The sequence below is a fragment of the Anaerosporobacter sp. genome, from assembly GCF_965301125.1.
The window spans coordinates 1-17,789 of the sequence record NZ_CBDLAM010000021.1; the positions used below are offsets into that span (position 1 = coordinate 1).

The window sequence follows — 17,789 nt, forward strand, 5'->3', positions numbered from 1 at the left end:
GAAATATTATTAAAATAAACTAATTAATCATATGATAGGACTAATAAGCCAATACAAGGTTCTTAAAAGAACTATGTATTGGCTTTTGCAATTAGAAAAGGAAGGAAACAATCGTATGGGAAGAAGAAAGAATAGAGCATTGTGAAGTTTATTTAAACTTGACATACATAGTAATTTTGTTATGATATCTCTTTAGTATAATAATAAGAGAGATTATTGAAAGGTTAGTTGATAAATATGAGATTAGACAAATATTTAGCAGAATCTTATGTAGGAACAAGAAAAGAAGTTAGAAAGTTAATTATAGATGGTGTTGTTACTGTCAATGGTGAAGTAGAAAATGATCCAGCCATTGAAATCAAAGAGAATGTTGATTTAATTACATGTATGGATGAGGTTATCGTGTATCCAGGAAGACGGTACATTATGTTTCATAAGCCTGCTGGCTGTATAACTGCTAAGTCAGATGAGAAGCATAAAACCGTTATGGATTACTTTTCAATAGAGGATAGGAAAGGATTATTTCCAGTTGGTAGATTAGATAAAGATACGGAAGGACTACTTTTGTTAACCAATGATGGTGAGTTTGACAATCGTTTGATGCATCCGACACATCATGTTTCCAAACGTTATTTCTTTTGGGTGTTGGGATCTATTACAGAGGACAAGATAGCTCAATTAGAGAAGGGTATATCCATCGGAGAGGATGATGCTATAACTTCCCCAGCCAAGATAGAGATTGTACAAACTGGTAAATATGAAGCGTTAGAAGATCAAATTCCTCCTTATACTTATGATTCGTCAAATATGAAGGACAATAAATATATTCAAATGGTGACCTCGGGATACATTACCATAACAGAAGGGAAAAAGCATCAAGTGAAACGAATGTTGAAAGCTGTTGGCTGTTATGTTATATACCTAAAGCGATTTCAAATAGGTGAACTGGAACTAGATATGAAGTTGAAGCCAGGAGAGTATAGAGAGTTAACAAAGGAAGAAATCGAAAATATTACACCTTTTATGAAAATAGATATCTATTAATTGTAATAATAGAATGCTACTATTTAACTATAACAAGAGGATTACTTTCCGGAGAGTAATACTTGTTTATATTAAAAGTTGAATATGGAGGTATTATTATGAAAAAGAAGATATTACCGTTATTGCTTGTAACAATGATGGTAGCATTTGGAGTAATTGGGTGTGGCTCGGGTTCGAAAGATAATAATGCGACAGAAACGAATACAGATAATATGAAACAAGATACATCTTCAGATGAGTCGTCAGTTGATACCAGTGCTGAACCTGTAACTTTGAAGGTATTCTCCAATTTGCCTGATAGGAAAAATGGTCAGGGGCTTGTAGAACAGACGATTATTGATGAATATATGAAAGAGAATCAAAATGTTAAAATTGAAGTGGAAGCGTTAGATGAAGAAGCATATAAAACGAAGTTTAAAGCTTATACAATGGACGGTATGCCTGATATCGTAAGTATTTGGGGACAACCATCCTTCTTAGATGAAGTACTTGATGCGGGAGTTTTAGCGGAATTATCGGAAGCAGATTATGCGGATTATGGATTCGTATCTGGTTCTTTAGACGGTTTTAAGAAAGATGGAAAATTATATGGTCTTCCTAGAAACACAGACGTTATGTTGTTCTACTATAATGAGAAAATGTTTAAAGATAATGGATGGAGTGTACCACAAACATATGAAGAGCTACTAGCTTTGGCAGATAAGATTAATGAAGCTGGAATTACACCATTAGCAATGGATGGTGGAGATGGATGGCCAATGGCTATTTACCTAACTGATCTTATGGTAAAGATTAATGGAGATTGCAGTACAATCATATCGGATGCTATAGCGAATGGAGACTTTTCAGATCCAGTATTTGCAAAGGCTACGCAGTTACTAGCTGATTCAGCAAAAGCAGGTTTATTTCAAACTGGATATGATTCTCAGGATTATGGTACTGCAATGAATTTATTCACAAATGGTCAAGCAGCTATGTTTTATATGGGAAGCTGGGAAGCTTCTATGGCTTTGAATGAAGACATACCGGAAGAGATAAGAAATAATATTCGAGTATTTACTATGCCAACAGTAGAAGGTGGAGTTGGTAAGAATACGGATATTGCGGCATGGAATGGTGGAGGTTATGCTGTTTCAGCTGATTCTGAGGTAAAAGAAGAAGCAATTAAATTCTTAAATTATATGTATCAACCAGATAAGTTATCAAAATATGGCTGGGAAAATGGTGTTGGAATGTCCGCACAAGATCAATCGGCATATATGACAGGTAATGAAACAGAGTTACAGTTACAGGTTTTAGACATCGTTAATAAAGCAACAAGTACGTCAGGCACACCTGTAAATGACTGTGGTCCTTCCACTTTTAAAACTACTATAGAGAGTGAAATTCAAAGTGTATCTAATGGTTGGGAAAGTGTAGAAGATTTCCTTACAAGTTTAGGTAATGCATGTAAATAGAGAGTAAATACATAGAGTCGTATAAAATAGCTACTTTTTCACAAGGAAAGGTAGCTATTTTAGAAAGGAAAGAGTATGAAACGATTATATAGTAATAAATTAGTTATTTTTAGTCTTGTTATACCGGGAATTCTTGTATTCGTATTTGCTATTCTCGCACCTATAGCATTAAGCGTTTATTATGGATTTACCGACTATTCAGGTATGGGGAAAGCTACATTTGTTGGATTGGATAACTATAAAGAGTTGCTTGGAGATCGAGTTTTTCATAAATCGTTATTGAATTCACTATTTCTTGCAATTGGTTTTATTGCAATTCAACATCCGATTGCAATTGTCGTAGCTTCTGTTTTAGATAAATTGCAGGGAAAGGCAGAAGGAATTTTACGCTGCATTTATTTTATTCCTAATGTTATTTCAGTAGCAGTAATCGCGTATCTATGGAAATTCATATATAATCCGGATTTCGGATTATTGAATAATCTTCTTAAAATGTTTGGTTATACAGGCAAAATTAATTGGTTTAGCATGGATCTAGCGATATGGTCAGTATTGATTGTATTGATATGGCATGGTTTTGGCTGGGGAATGTTGATTTATTATACAGGTATTAAGAATATTGACCCTGTACTATATGAAGCAGCTTCTATAGACGGAGCAAATGGAAGAACTACTTTTCTACGAATAACCTTACCACTTATGAAACCAGTCATTCAGATTAACATTACAATGGCAATTATATCTGCTCTAAAACAGATGGAAACCGTTTATCTTCTGACCAATGGTGGACCCGGCAATAGTACGCAATTTGCTGCGAATTATTTATACCAGCAGGCGTTTAAGGCATTCCAATATGGATATGGTAATGCAATTGGAGTTGTATTTATAATGATCTGCCTGATTGTTACTGTATGCTTGAATAAATTATTTGCGGATAAAAAAGAAGTTGTAAAGGAGGTGTAGAGTTGAGTAAAAAGAATGGAAATAAAAACGATCATGTACATATTGGTAGAGTTGCGTTATGGGTTATATTAATTTTTGTTGCAATTATTCAGATCTTTCCACTTGTGTGGTTAATTAACTTTTCGTTAGCAAGTAGTAATGAAATGTTTACAACAGGCTTACTTGTAATACCAAAAAAGATTCAATGGGGAAACTATGTGAAAGCATTTATAGATGGACATTTTTTACACTATTTAAAGAATAGTTTTTTAATTAATGGATTGGCTGTATTCTTAGTAGTGTTTATCTCAATAATGGCTGCGTTTGCCTGTAAGAGAATGAAATGGAAGTTTAGCAAATTGGTTATGACGTTATTGCTTCTTGGAATGATGATTCCAATTCATACAACGTTATTGCCTAATTACAAGATCTATAGTATATTGGGATTAACAGATACGATATGGGCTTTATTGATTCCTTATGTTGCCTTTTCATTACCGCAAGCTATGTTTTTGATGTCGGGATTTTTAGAAAGCGTGCCAGTTGAATTAGAGGAAGCAGCAGTTATGGACGGATGTGGTATATACCGAATTGTTTTTCAAATTGTAACACCATTATTAAAGCCTTCTATTGCAACTGTTTGTATTATGACATTCTTAAATAACTGGAATGAATTTATAATGGCAAGTACATATCTTAGTTCTCCAATGTGGAAAACACTTCCTTTTTCTATACTGGAATTCACAGGGCAATATTCATCTAATTATGCAGTTCAGTTCGCGGTTATGGCATTAACAGCAGCACCAGCAGTTATCGTGTATATCATATTGAATAAACATATCACAAAAGGCGTAGCTATGGGAGCTGTCAAAGGTTAATCTAAACAAATAGGATTGTTGCGAGGTACCCAATATGAATTATGTTAAATCAATGTTTAACCATATGAATATACGAAAAAAGTTAGTATTTTATAGTTATTTGGTAATCACACCTATATTGCTAATAATTAGCATATGGTTGGTGGTTAGAAATTATGAAGAAACACAAAAAGCTAGATATATAGCACAGGAACAGACAGTGCAGAGTTTAGAGGATAGTATAGAAGTTCTACGTAACGATATGCAGAATATATGCACCTATCTGTGTGTGAACGAAGATATCATTAAGTTGCTAAGAAGTACGAATTCAGAGGAATTAAACAAGAATTCTCAATTATGGTTAGATGAAGCACCAATGAATATGGTTTTAGATATGATTGCATTAAAGGGGTACATAAAGACAATCGCAATATATCCAGAGAATGGAGTAAATCCTTATCTAAGGTGTTTAGACTCTAGCTCCTATGTAAGTGATATAGAAAATATACGTAATTCAGAGATGTATCAAAGAGCAGTTGAGGCGAAAGGAACTGTATTATGGATGTACGCAAAGAAAGATACAAGAGAATTCTATCAAACGAATCGTTCGAATAAGATTGTTCTATATCGAGAAATATTGGATTTGTCTAAGAAAAATAAATTAGGTTTTTTGGTCATAGGAGCTTCTGCCGATAAATTCTATGAATTGTGTGAAAATGCAGTACAAAATACGGCGGAAGGAGTCCTCATATTAAATACTACCGGAGAAGAGTTACTTGAATATGGGAATCAGTATACAGAAGTTACAACCTTATTGACACAGGATTTGAGTTGGATGACAAAAAAATTGAAAGGCATTGTTGAATTACCTAATTATACAGTTTTTTGGGCTCAGAAAGAAAAGAATAGTTTTATTTTCTGCAAAATAGTGCCAAGGCTTAGCTTTAGTGACTTGTTAAAACAATCAGTTAGTACGCCCTTAATATTGCTTACTGTTTTATTAATCGGTCTATGTCCAATTTTTCTTTTCATATCAAACTTTATAACGAAACCCTTGAATCGATTAACAGTAGCCATGGGAAAATTCAAAAAGGGTGATTTTACGCAAAAGATACCAGTGAATACCCAAGATGAAGTTGGAGTGGTGGCAGAGTGTTTTAATGTAATGGTAGAAGATATCAAGACACTGATAGATACGAATTATGTTATGGCTTTGCATGAAAAAGAAAGTGAATTGAATGCGCTACAAGCACAGATTAATCCACATTTTCTCTATAATACGTTAGATGCACTTTATTGGAGAGCAATCGATTGTGGTAATGAAGAGATAGGAGAAGATATATTAGCTTTATCAAATCTTTTTCGTCTAGTTCTAGGGCAGGGAAAAGGAATTATAACAGTGAAAGAAGAAGAAAATTTAATTGAAACATATCTGCATATTCAGAAAATGCGATTTTCTAGAAAACTTGATTATCAGATATGTATAGATCCTAAAATAGAAAATGCATTCATTCCGAAATTGATTTTACAACCCTTCATAGAAAATGCTATTGTACATGGATTTGAAAATAGTGGAACGAAATGCATGTTAACTGTGGAAGGATCTATGATAGAGGAAGATGAGGTATATATAGAATTTCGGATAAGCGATACTGGTAAAGGGGTGTCGGAAAATCAACTTAATGAAATCTGGAAGGTAGAGGATTCGAAAAGATATGCAAGCCAAAGAATAGGACATTATGCCATTAAGAATGTTAGGGAACGGCTTGAACTAAAATATCGTGAAAATTTTAGCTTGGAAATTCAAAGTGAAGTTGGAAAAGGAACCACTGTTAGCATTATTATACCATATGAATGTAAAGAGGTTGACTAAATGGATATTAAGTTATTAATTGCAGATGATGAAGATGTGATTAGAAATGGAATAAGCAAATATGTCAAACTACATACAGATTGTTTTAATAAAATCCTGTTGGCAGAAAACGGACAAGAAGCAATTGAACAAATTTTAAAATATCAACCTGATATTGTTCTTTTGGATGTTCAAATGCCGATAAAAACAGGATTGGAGGTAATGAAAGAAATAAAACTGGCAGGACTGTCTCCAATTATCATTATTCTAAGTGGATATGATGAATTCAAATATGCTCAACAGGCATTACGTTTAGGAGCGAGGGATTATGTGCTAAAACCTGTGAGATCATCAGATATACTAAAGATGGTTACCGAGTATGCAGATGAGTTATCTTATCAAACTAAAAACATACAGGATAGTAAGGAAACAGGACTTAATCCCCTAGTAAATCAAGCCAAAGAATATATTGAAGAAAATTACTATAACAATTTAACACTCCAACAAGTTGCAGATAAGGTGTCGATATCTGCAGGGTATCTTTCTACGTTATTTAATCAAGAACTTAAGTGTGGCTTTGCGGATTATTTGAATGAAGTTAGAGTAAATCATGCTTGTACGTATTTAAAGCAGAATTATTTTAAAACCTATGAAATTGCATACAAGATAGGGTTTAACGATGAAAAATATTTCTCGAAAGTATTTAAAAAAATCAAAGGGATGTCTCCTTCCGAGTATAAAAAAGGAGCGTTTAAAGGCTAGAGTAGTTGCTGATTGTTATATTTCGTGTTATATTAAAATAATTATATTAAAAGACGATAGCCGAGGTGAGAGATATGAAAATAATAGCTTTTAATGAGATTATAGACTTAAATCATAGACTTGAGGAGAAGGAATTACATTTTAAGATACATTTGCAAGATGCTTGTGGACGCCAGACTATGTGGATTGAACCCTTGGGAAATTGTGCTTGCGAGGGTAAATATGGAGATTTATATTCGGAAATAGATCAATTTTTTAAAGAAAATCGATATGAAATTAAATATAGCCAAGATAAGATGTCGTTTTGGATTATTAATTGATTTTATAAGATTCGGGAGTTTGATTTACTAATTCGTGATTAACTATTAAGAGCTTTTGACTCCCGAATCTTTTATTTAAATATTGACATATTAAATTATAGTTGGTAATATATAGTAATAATATTCATACTATACCCCGGGAGTTAGTATGATATTTTGAATTATATAAGAATCTGACTAGACAACTAGAGGTTTAGAATGCTAATAAGCATTTTAAATCTCTTTTTTTATTTAAGAAAGGATAGGGAAGGATATGAACAAGAAAAAGAGTGTCTTAGTCACAATGGTAGCATTAGTTTGTATGCTACTGACACTGGGTGGTTGTGAAAAATCAAAAAAAGATGAGTCTGTTAAGAAAATTAGAATTGGAGTACAAACGGATAACTTTCAACCATATGTTGCGGAGGCAAAAGGTTTTTTTGAAGAAGAGTTTGAAAAAGATGGAATTGAAGTTGAGTTGATTTTCTTTACATTAGGACCACCAATTATTGAAGCTTTCACTAGTGAAGAATTAGATTTTGGATTCTTGGGGGATCAGCCGACTTATCAAGGAATAGCAAATGGAGTGGATTTAAAAATTATTGGTACATATGAGGCATCTGATAAGGCTAGAGGTTTAGTAGCCAGAAACGATGCTAATATCACAAGTATTAAGGATCTGAAAGGAAAAAAGGTTGCTGTTCCCTTTGGAAGTAATATGCAACCTTTACTCGATCTATATCTAAAGCAAGAGGGATTAACGACAGATGATATTGAATTACTTAATCTGAGTTTAGCAGATATCAACACTAGCTTAACCAGTGGTGACATCGAAGCAGCAGTAACAGGAGAGCCATGGATAACACAGATTGTAAGCAAAGGAGAAGTTACCAAGATTACCGATAGCCAAGGTATTAAGCTATTTGTCAATCCTATTATAGCAAGTAATGACTTTGTAACTGATAACCCAGATTTGACTGTAAGGTTATTGAAGGTACTACAGAAGGCAAAAGATTGGATAGATGAGAATAAGGAAGAAACCATTCAGATTGTGAAAGAGAAGACAGGTGCTGAAGAAGAATCCTTAAGAGCATTAGATGATACTGTCGATTGGAGCCTTGCGCTAACAGAAGAGAAAATTGATGCGCTAGTGATTGGCGTTGACCAGTCTTACGATGCTAATTTATTAAAGAAAAAGATAGATATAAAAAGTAAGATAGACCTTTCGTTTCTTGAAAAAGCAGGAATTCAATAAAGTAGAAGGAGGACAATAACAATGGCTGTATTGAATAATTATGAAAATCTATATGAGGAAATTAAGTTAAAAAATCGTTTATTAGTAGAAGGTATCCAGGTGGACCCAGTAATTTTTAGTCATTTAGATTTAGGCGGAACTATTAAAGAACAGGTAAATGCTATGTTTGCTATTGACCATCATGGTCATAGTGGAATTGATTTTCCGGCTTGTATTATATTACCACTGGGTTCTAGAGTTCGGTTTCAATGGGAACAAGATAGTCCATTTACGTTACAGTATGAAGGCGGAGAGTATCAACTATACGAAAGAAATAAGCTAATAGTTGATAATGTTATCTTTGATAGAAGGCCTGACTATTATAAACTAACTACATCGGATGGGACACCTATGGCTACTGTGGCGCAAAGTTATGGCCATAATAGCATATTTGTTGCATACAGCAATGAATGTTCATTAAAAGAGAAAGGTAAAGATTGCTTGTTTTGTAATATTAACGAGACTAAAAATCTATATGGTGAATGTCAACATATTAAGTGGAAGACAGCAAAACAGATTGGCGAAACAGTTGCAGCTGCATATAAGGAAGGTAACAATAAAGTGACAATCAGTGGAGGATTCATACCAGAACGTAGAGAGGTAGAATATTACATTGATGTTGCAGAAGCAATCAAGGAATCAACGTCTTTAAGTGATTTTAACGGTACAGCTACGATTGGTGCTCCGGTAGATTTTTCTGTATTTGATAAATATAAAGAAGTCGGTTATAGAACGGTGGCAACGAATCTTGAAATATGGGATAAAAACATGTTCAAAACGATTTGTCCAGGTAAAGAAGAATACTGTGGTGGAAGGGACAACTGGCTTAGAGCTATCGATTATGCAAGGAATATATTTGGAGCATTTTATGTCCGTTCTACATTTGTTGCAGGTATTGAACCAAAAGGTTCGTTATTAGAAGGTATCGAGCAGTTAGTGGAAAAAGGGATTGTTGCAATCCCAAATCAATGGAATGTAAATGTTGGTTCTGCATTAGAGGGACATAGGACACCAAAGGCTGAATGGCATCTTGATTTAGCAAAAAGAACGGTTGATATTTATCGTAAATATGGATTGACATGGGATTTGTTGGCAGATGCAACTGCGGAGAAAGATTCTGTAATACATGATTTATTCCGGTTAGAGGAAGGAATTGTGCTTTAACTCTAGATGGAGGTGGAGAATTCATGGGAACGAGAAAAAGGAAAAGGATTAAAAAGAAATTAATTGCAGCAATTCTCCCGGTACTATTGATTTGTATATGGCAATGGCTTGGTAAGAGAGGAGCAATTAATCAATCCATCTTACCGATACCTTCTGAGATTATTAAGACATTTGGCAAGATGATTGAGGATGGTAGCCTAAAGAAACATCTGATTATTAGTGTAGTAAGAGTTCTAGAAGGTTTTTTACTAGGAGGGGGGTTAGGAGTTATCTTGGGAATTATAATAGGACTTTTTAGAACAGCTGAAGATATTATGAGTGCCTTGGTAGGAATACTGAGGCCAATTCCTCCCATCGCTTGTGTACCAATCTTGATTCTATGGTTAGGAATTGCAGAAGGTTCCAAAATCGCAGTAATAGCGATAGGAAGTTTTTGGCCAGTATTACTAAATACAATACATGGAATTAAAAGTGCAGATACAAAATTATTAGAAGTGGCAAAGACATTTGAAAAGAATAAAATGCAGATCTTGTGGCATATCGTATTACCTTCTTCCTTGCCAGCAATATTCACTGGAGTTCGTTTAGGAATAAGTGCAGCTTGGACTTGCGTGGTTACAGCAGAGATGATTGCAGCATCGAAAGGAGTCGGTTTCTTGATATCATATGCAAGAGAATTATCACAACCAGATGTGTTATTAGTTGGAATTGCATCAATTGGTTTAATAGGGTTACTGATTGATACTTTGGTTTTACGTTTGCAAGAAAAACTCTTATATTGGAGTTTTGGACTAAAGGAGTAAGAGTATGAGTGTAGAGATAAAATCTGTTAAAAAGGTATTTCAACTGCAAGAAGGAGATTTAGAAGTATTAAATGATGTAAGTCTTACAATTAATGATGGTGAATTCATTAGTATAGTTGGAGGTAGTGGGTGTGGAAAAAGCACATTACTCAAGCTAATTGAAGGTCTGGATTCTACAACAGAAGGTGAGATCTATATAGATGGACAAAAAGTAGAAAGACCTTCTAGTAATGTAGGAATGGTATTTCAAGAATCAAGGTTAATCCCATGGAGTAATGTTGAGAAGAATATTGCTTTTGGAATTGTGAAAAATATACCGGCACAGGAGAGAAGAAGATTAATTTCGGAGCATATTAATTTAGTAGGATTGCAGGGATTTGAAAAAGCACTTCCTAGTCAATTGTCAGGTGGAATGCAACAAAGAGTCAGTATTGCCAGAACATTAATAAACCAGCCAAAAGTATTATTATTAGATGAACCTTTTGGTGCATTAGATGCATTTACTAGGATTAATATGCAACAAGAAATCTTACAAATATGGGAGAAGGAGAAGACCACGATGATTTTAGTAACTCATGATATTGATGAGGCTATATTTCTAGGTGATAAAGTAGTAATTATGTCAAACAAACCTGGTGAGGTTAAAGATATTATACCTGTTAAATTACCAAGGCCAAGAGTACGAACAAGTTCGGATTTTGCATATATCAGAAAGAAGGTGTATGATCATTTCTTTAGCCATGATGAAACATCAGTTGAATATAATATCTAGGAGGGATAAGTATGTCTAAGAGAGTATTGATAACAGGTGGGAATAAAGGGATTGGGTTAGAAACTACAAAGGAATTTTTAGAAAGAGGATATGAGGTAATTGTCGTTGCTAGAGATTTCAGCACATTTGATAATAACAAAGTAAGAAAAGTAGAATTTGATTTATCAGAGGTAGAAAATATACCTACGCTTGTTGCGCAAATCGGAGAGATTGATATTCTTGTAAATAATGCTGGTATAGCTAATGGTATTGATTATGCAAATTATCCGAGAGAACAGATAGAATACATTGTTAGAGTCAATTTAGAAGCACCATTTCAATTGATCAAAGAATATGCAAAGAGTTTTATTGTAAAAGGAGAAGGGCGTATTGTCAATGTGGCTTCTCAAGCTGCACAAGTTGGAAATCCGGATATTTGGTATGGGATAACCAAGGCAGGTGTTGTTAATATGACAAGAAGTTTTGCTAATCTACTAGGACCAAAAGGCGTTGTAATAAATGGGATAGCACCAGGACCAGTGGATACAGAGATGATTAAGAATTCACCATATAACAAGAGGTTTGAAGAGATTAAGAAGCGTTCCTATCTAGAACGATTTGCAACACCAGAAGAGGTCGCTAAAACCATCGTTTGGCTAGGGATTGATTCGCCAGAATACTTGAATGGTGAGATTATAAATATTAATAATGGTGCACAGTCAATTCGGTAGTAAATATTCTTGCTTATTCATTATTAACTTTAAGTAATCCTTTCGAAGCCAGCATCATTATTGATTGTCCCAATTACATAGAATTTATTGACAAAAATCCTAACAGTAGTAAAATAGGAAAAAAGTATAACTAATAATGCAAATGCTAGGAGGAGTATTTATGAAGTATGCGGTTGTTTACAAGAGCAAGAGAAGTAATAAGAAATTAGCAAAAGCAATTGGGGAAGCCATTGGAGTAACACCACAAGAACTAACCACATTTGATACAAATCAAGATGTGGATGTATTGTTCTTTGGTGCTAGTATTTACGGTGGAGGTGTAGCACCTGATGTTCTTACGTCTGTAGAGAAATTTAAGGCAGATAAGATAAAGAAAGTAGTTTTGTTCTCAGCTAGTGGTTTCGGTACAAACCAGTATCAATCGCTTATTGAGAAGTTAGAAAGCCAAGGGATTACTGTAGAGAAAGATGTATATACCTGCCTTGGCCGTGCCTTCTTCTTTAAGAATCATAGTCATCCGAACACAGAGGAAGTGAAAGGTGTTGCTACATTTGCTAGAAAATATAGAGCCAAATAAAAAAGTAAATTCCAGTTACTTTGAATAGTTAGTGTATCCATGACTAAATTTCAATCTATCAAAAAACAAATATGTAAAAAATTCAAATTTATCTATGCCTTAGTTTTATGTTAGCAAACTAGTTTTAGTATTACCTCGTCGTAAAGTATTTTGAAAAAGTAGCAATTTCTTGTGGGGGGAATTGTTGTGTAGTATTAAAAGATCTGATAGTATGTACAGTCATTTTAGTTTAAAAAATTAATTAAGAGAATTTATAAAAATATTCCGTGTAAAATATTGTAATTCTGATTGCGGTTATATCTAATTTATGTTATAAATAATTTATATAAATTATTTATTTTGGAGGAAGCATTGAATAATCAATATGAAAAGGCAATAGAAGCAGAAAATAATATATATAGAGAAAGACAAAAACAGTTATCAGTTCCTAACAGTGTTTCTACAGGGTGGGAACAATTGGATAAAGCACTTGATTGGTTATGTGATGGAACAGACTGTATTTTGGATTTTGGTTGCGGAATAGGAAGTTTGTTATTTTTTTGTGCTAAGAGAGGTACAAAAAATCATTTTGGAATTGATTTTGCAGTTGAAGGAATTAAATGTGCAAAACTTCGCTCAGATTTAATGGATACAGGTGAATATCGGTTTTATGTTGGGAGTTTAGAACAACTACAGAAATTTGAAGATAACTGTATGGATGCTATTATATTATCAAATGTAATAGATAATATGTATCCAGTTGATGGAAGAGCTATTCTTAAAGAATGTAAACGCATATTAAAAACTAATGGAAAATTAATGATTAAACTAAACCCATATCTTACAAATGAACAATTACAGAAAATGACTTATAAAGAATTGGAACAAGATGTTTATGATGATGGGTTTATTCTATGGAATAGAAAGACAACAGATTGGGAAAAAGAGTTATGTATTCTATTTACTATTTTAGATAAATATGAATTTTACATACCAGAGCTAGAACAAGTAAATAGAATTTTCTTATTATCAAAGTGTTAATAAGAAAATTCTATTTCAATGCATATCACTGATTGCCTCTTCTTTAGCGGATTTATTTCTCTGGTTCTATAGTAGTTATGTATCTCTTTGAATTCTGCATTCTTTCTTATCACTAAAATTGCTGCTTCATACAGTATATATCTCAACCGTTTTCTCCCTCTGTAACTGATATGGCCCTCTCCTTGATGCTTACTAGAACTACAGTTCACAATCGCATAATTGTAAATCTATTTTATCTAAAACATATGATAAAGATGAATCATCATAAAAATATACATATTCCCAAATGTTCTGGTTATTTTTTGCATGACGTATTTCTTTAGCAATAGGAAAGTATATGAAATAAATATTTTTCATATACTTTCTTCTATGTTATTATAATAAAGAATAGGAAAAATACAAAGACATTTTGATATTCGAATTCTATATCGTACATAGGAGGACTGGTACATGAAAAAGTTAGTACGTTACTTAAAGAGTTTTAAAAAACAAGTTACGATCGGACCATTCTTTAAGTTACTAGAAGCCATCTTTGAACTAATTGTTCCGCTTGTTATGGCAAGTATCATTGATAAAGGGATCGCTGGTGCGGATAAAGAATATGTTCTTAAGATGGGCGGAGTCATGATTTTACTTGGAGTTTTAGGCCTTTGCTTTGCGTTGATATGCCAATATAGTGCAGCAATTGCTTCACAAGGTGTCGGTACAAAATTAAGAAATGATTTATTTCGCCATATCAATAGTTTATCGTATAAAGAGATAGATGAGTTAGGTACGAACTCATTGATTACAAGAATTACAAACGATGTGAACCAGATGCAATTAGTGGTAGCAATGTTGATTCGCCTTGTGATACGTGCGCCTTTTTTAGTAATTGGTGCAGCCGTCATGGCATTGATGATTGATTTAAAACTAGGACTTATCTTTCTTATAGTAGCTCCACTAGTAGCTGCGGTATTGTATTTTGTAATGAGTCGTTCGGTTCCATTCTATAAAGTACGCCAGACAAAACTTGATAAAGTTTCCTTAATCACTAGAGAGAATTTATCAGGAGCTAGAGTCATTCGTGCTTTCTCTAAACAATCCCATGAAAAAGAGCGTTTTCATGAATCAAGTGATGAAGTAGCAGATCTTGCAATTCGAGTGGGTAAATTATCAGCAATTCTAAATCCAGCGACTTTCACCATACTAAATGTTGCCATTATAGCAATTATCTGGTTTGGAGGTTTCCGTGTAGATAAGGGTTCTTTAACACAGGGAGAGATTATTGCATTCGTTAACTATATGACACAGATTTCCTTGGCATTAGTGGTGGTTGCGAATTTAGTTGTTATATTCACAAAAGGTAGCGCAAGTGCAGCAAGAATTAATGAAATCTTTGAGACAGAGCCTTCTATAATTGAAGGAAACTATTCTGGTGATTTAAATAGAAACAATGGTAATGTAAAGGCACAAGAATCAACGAATAGGAAGATAGTTATTCCTAAGATTCAATTTAAGGATGTGTCTTTCTCTTATCATGGCAATGAGGAATATTCCCTTGAACATCTAACGATTGATATTCAAAGAGGCGAGACCGTCGGTATCATAGGGGGTACTGGTTCTGGAAAGACAACATTAGTGAATTTAATGCCACGATTCTATGATACAACAAAAGGTTCTATCTTAATTGATGGAGTAGACATCAAAGAATATAGCTTTGACGCACTTCGTAAACAGTTTGGTATTGTACCACAAAAGGCTGCATTATTTAGTGGAACGATTCTAGATAATATGAGATTTGCCAAAGAAGATGCTACAATGGAAGAAATCCGTAAAGCGGTGAAGATAGCACAAGCGGAAGAGTTTGTAGAGAGCAAACCAGAAGGATATAATACGATAATATCCCAAGGTGGTAAGAATTTATCAGGTGGGCAAAAACAGAGATTAACCATCGCAAGAGCGTTGGTTGGTTACCCTGAGATTTTAATTCTCGATGATAGTGCCAGTGCGCTAGACTTTGCAACAGATGCAAAATTACGGATGGCGATTCAAGATAACCTAGAAGGTATGACTGTATTCATCGTATCACAAAGAGCAAATGCAATCAAATACGCGGATAAGATAATTGTATTAGATGATGGAATGGTAAAAGGAATCGGTACCCATGATGAATTATTTGATAACTGTGAAGTATATCATGAGATCTGTTTATCACAGTTAAGCGAAGAGGAGGTGCGTAGGTAATGGAAAAAAAACATTCCAATACGATAGATTCGACAGAAAGCCAATTTGCTGTCTTAAAGCGAATCTTACAATTTGCCAAGCCTTATAGAATATATCTTATCCTTGCATTTATTAGTGCATTCATTAGTGTAGTTGTAAGTTTATTAGTTCCTGTATTAATTGGTCGTGCAGTTGATGTAATAATAGGAAAAGGAAATGTAGATTTTAAAAGGATGGGCTCCATTCTGTTAGGAATGGCATTAGCTATTGCAATTAGTGCTGTATTTCAATGGATTATGACGTATTGCACCAATAAGATTACTTTTTTATCTGTACGTGATCTTAGAATGGCAGCCTTTGATAAGTTAATAAGAGTACCACTTCGTTATATAGATGGAACATCACATGGTAATATTATGAATACCATGATTAATGATATTGATCAGATTTCTGACGGTCTCTTGCAAGGGTTTGCACAACTATTTACGGGAGTAATAACAATTGTTGGTACCTTGGTTATCATGTTATTCATTAACGTTAAGATTGCGCTCATTGTAATTATTATGACACCATTATCTATGGTAGTTGCGACCTTTATCTCAAAGCGCACATATAATAAGTTCAAGGAACAGTCAACCATACGTGGAGAAATTGGTGGATATATTGAAGAAGTAATTGGAAATCAGAAGGTTGTCTCAGCATATTGTTATGAAGATCGAGCACAAGAAAAATTCGAAGAAATCAATCAAAGATTGTACGATTGTGGGGTTATGGCACAGTTTTATTCTTCGCTAACAAATCCTTGTACTCGTTTTGTAAATGGTTTCGTATACGCAGTTGTCGCTATGTGTGGTGCCTTATCTGTAATTGGTGGAGCTTTCTCTGTGGGGCAGTTAACTTCTTTCTTATCCTATGCCAACCAATATACGAAACCATTTAATGAAATATCAGGGGTTATTGCAGAGTTACAGTCAGCATTTGCATCTGCCAGAAGAGTATTTGCTTTACTAGATCAAGAAATTGAAAAGGATATAGAAGAATCTACAATAGAGATAGATACAAAGAAAACTACAGTAGGTAAAGTTGACCTTGAGAATGTATCATTTAGCTATAATAAAGAAGTGTCTTTGATAGAAGATTGGAATTTAGCTGTAAAACCAGGTCAAAGAATTGCAATTGTAGGGCCAACTGGTTGTGGTAAGACAACAATTATTAATCTGTTAATGCGTTTCTATGATGTAGACGGAGGGAGTATTAAAGTAGATGATCGTGATATACGAAACATGTCTAGAGAAGAACTTCGTCGTAATTATGGTATGGTATTACAAGAAACTTGGCTATTCCATGGAACAGTTCGTGAGAATATCGCTTATGGCAAAGAGAACGCAACCATGGAAGAAATAATAGAAGCTGCTAAGGGCGCTCATGCACATAGTTTTATTAAACGTTTACCAAATGGCTATGAGACGATTATTTCAGAAGAAGGAGATAATATCTCAGGGGGACAAAAACAGTTATTATGTATCGCTCGTATCATGTTAACCAAACCACCAATGTTAATCCTTGATGAAGCAACAAGTAATATCGATACACGTACGGAAATTCAGATACAGAAAGCTTTCAAGAAATTGATGGAGGGCAGAACTAGTTTTATCATTGCTCATAGATTATCAACGATAAAACATGCTGATAGAATTCTTGTTATGGATAAGGGGCATATCATAGAACAAGGTAATCACGATGAACTTCTAAAGAAAAATGGCTTCTATGCGAAGTTGTATAATAGTCAGTTTAAGCAGACGGTGTAAAACAAGAATATTAAGACATATAAAAAGCTAGAAGTGAAAACAAAATTCATCTTCTAGCTTTTCTTGTATAAACTAATCATCTGATTTATCACTATCCCACTCTTTAAATTTTCTACATATAACTTTCAACTCTTGAAAGAAATAAAGAAAAATACTAACAATTAATAAGAGATTAAATAAATAATTAAATCCAGATACGTCATATCCTAATAGAAAACCTTTA

16 protein-coding genes and 1 pseudogene are annotated in these 17,789 nt (G+C 33.9%); 16 read left to right on the plus strand and 1 reads right to left on the minus strand.

The genetic code is table 11. From position 1 onward, the window contains the following. The first annotated feature begins 237 nt into the window (after positions 1 to 237). The 14 genes from ACW2QF_RS03905 to ACW2QF_RS03970 all read left to right on the plus strand — a co-directional run bounded on the left by ACW2QF_RS03905 (position 238) and on the right by ACW2QF_RS03970 (position 13,553). Positions 238 to 1,044, plus strand: a complete 807-nt coding sequence (locus ACW2QF_RS03905; RefSeq protein ID WP_455714687.1) for a pseudouridine synthase — start codon at positions 238 to 240, stop codon at positions 1,042 to 1,044. A gap of 98 nt (positions 1,045 to 1,142) precedes the next feature. After that, positions 1,143 to 2,501 carry an ABC transporter substrate-binding protein gene (locus ACW2QF_RS03910; protein WP_455714688.1) on the plus strand — a complete coding sequence of 453 codons (1,359 nt, stop codon included), beginning with the start codon at positions 1,143 to 1,145 and terminating at the stop codon, positions 2,499 to 2,501. A 75-nt stretch (positions 2,502 to 2,576) separates the two neighbouring features. Further along, positions 2,577 to 3,464: a carbohydrate ABC transporter permease gene (locus tag ACW2QF_RS03915; protein ID WP_455714689.1), complete on the plus strand. Its 888-nt coding sequence runs from the start codon at positions 2,577 to 2,579 to the stop codon at positions 3,462 to 3,464. Between the two features lie 2 nt (positions 3,465 to 3,466). After that, the gene (locus ACW2QF_RS03920) at positions 3,467 to 4,321 is read left to right on the plus strand and encodes a carbohydrate ABC transporter permease (protein WP_455714690.1); all 855 of its coding nucleotides are present in this window, start codon (positions 3,467 to 3,469) and stop codon (positions 4,319 to 4,321) included. Between the two features lie 34 nt (positions 4,322 to 4,355). Further along, entirely contained in the window at positions 4,356 to 6,173 is a 1,818-nt protein-coding gene (locus ACW2QF_RS03925) for a histidine kinase (protein WP_455714691.1), read from the plus strand. Next, positions 6,174 to 6,914, plus strand: coding sequence for a response regulator transcription factor (locus ACW2QF_RS03930; RefSeq protein WP_455714692.1), 741 nt, complete (start codon positions 6,174 to 6,176; stop codon positions 6,912 to 6,914). A 74-nt stretch (positions 6,915 to 6,988) separates the two neighbouring features. After that, the gene (locus tag ACW2QF_RS03935; RefSeq protein WP_455714693.1) at positions 6,989 to 7,234 is read left to right on the plus strand and encodes an RDAC family protein; all 246 of its coding nucleotides are present in this window, start codon (positions 6,989 to 6,991) and stop codon (positions 7,232 to 7,234) included. 253 nt (positions 7,235 to 7,487) lie between these two features. Next, a complete protein-coding gene (locus ACW2QF_RS03940) occupies positions 7,488 to 8,468 on the plus strand; it encodes an ABC transporter substrate-binding protein (protein WP_455714694.1) in 981 nt (326 codons plus the stop codon). Positions 8,469 to 8,489: 21 nt separating this feature from the next. Beyond that, positions 8,490 to 9,671 (plus strand): radical SAM protein, encoded by a 1,182-nt coding sequence (locus ACW2QF_RS03945; protein WP_455714695.1) that lies wholly within the window; start codon positions 8,490 to 8,492, stop codon positions 9,669 to 9,671. A gap of 23 nt (positions 9,672 to 9,694) precedes the next feature. Further along, a complete protein-coding gene (locus ACW2QF_RS03950; protein ID WP_455714696.1) occupies positions 9,695 to 10,474 on the plus strand; it encodes an ABC transporter permease in 780 nt (259 codons plus the stop codon). 4 nt (positions 10,475 to 10,478) lie between these two features. Continuing rightward, the gene (locus ACW2QF_RS03955; protein ID WP_455714697.1) at positions 10,479 to 11,246 is read left to right on the plus strand and encodes an ABC transporter ATP-binding protein; all 768 of its coding nucleotides are present in this window, start codon (positions 10,479 to 10,481) and stop codon (positions 11,244 to 11,246) included. An 11-nt stretch (positions 11,247 to 11,257) separates the two neighbouring features. Continuing rightward, positions 11,258 to 11,956, plus strand: a complete 699-nt coding sequence (locus ACW2QF_RS03960) for an SDR family NAD(P)-dependent oxidoreductase (RefSeq protein ID WP_455714698.1) — start codon at positions 11,258 to 11,260, stop codon at positions 11,954 to 11,956. Between the two features lie 160 nt (positions 11,957 to 12,116). Then, positions 12,117 to 12,533 (plus strand): hypothetical protein, encoded by a 417-nt coding sequence (locus ACW2QF_RS03965; RefSeq protein ID WP_455714699.1) that lies wholly within the window; start codon positions 12,117 to 12,119, stop codon positions 12,531 to 12,533. Between the two features lie 351 nt (positions 12,534 to 12,884). Next, positions 12,885 to 13,553 (plus strand): class I SAM-dependent methyltransferase, encoded by a 669-nt coding sequence (locus tag ACW2QF_RS03970; RefSeq protein ID WP_455714700.1) that lies wholly within the window; start codon positions 12,885 to 12,887, stop codon positions 13,551 to 13,553. 17 nt (positions 13,554 to 13,570) lie between these two features. On the opposite strand, the pseudogene ACW2QF_RS03975 reads toward ACW2QF_RS03970, so the two are convergent. After that, positions 13,571 to 13,771 (minus strand): annotated as a pseudogene (locus ACW2QF_RS03975) (transposase); the annotation flags it as partial. A gap of 232 nt (positions 13,772 to 14,003) precedes the next feature. Here ACW2QF_RS03975 and ACW2QF_RS03980 point away from each other — a divergent pair. Then, the gene (locus ACW2QF_RS03980; RefSeq protein WP_455714701.1) at positions 14,004 to 15,779 is read left to right on the plus strand and encodes an ABC transporter ATP-binding protein; all 1,776 of its coding nucleotides are present in this window, start codon (positions 14,004 to 14,006) and stop codon (positions 15,777 to 15,779) included. Next, positions 15,779 to 17,566 (plus strand): ABC transporter ATP-binding protein, encoded by a 1,788-nt coding sequence (locus ACW2QF_RS03985; RefSeq protein WP_455714702.1) that lies wholly within the window; start codon positions 15,779 to 15,781, stop codon positions 17,564 to 17,566. Before ACW2QF_RS03980 ends, ACW2QF_RS03985 begins: the two co-directional genes overlap by 1 nt. The last annotated feature ends 223 nt before the right edge of the window (positions 17,567 to 17,789 follow it).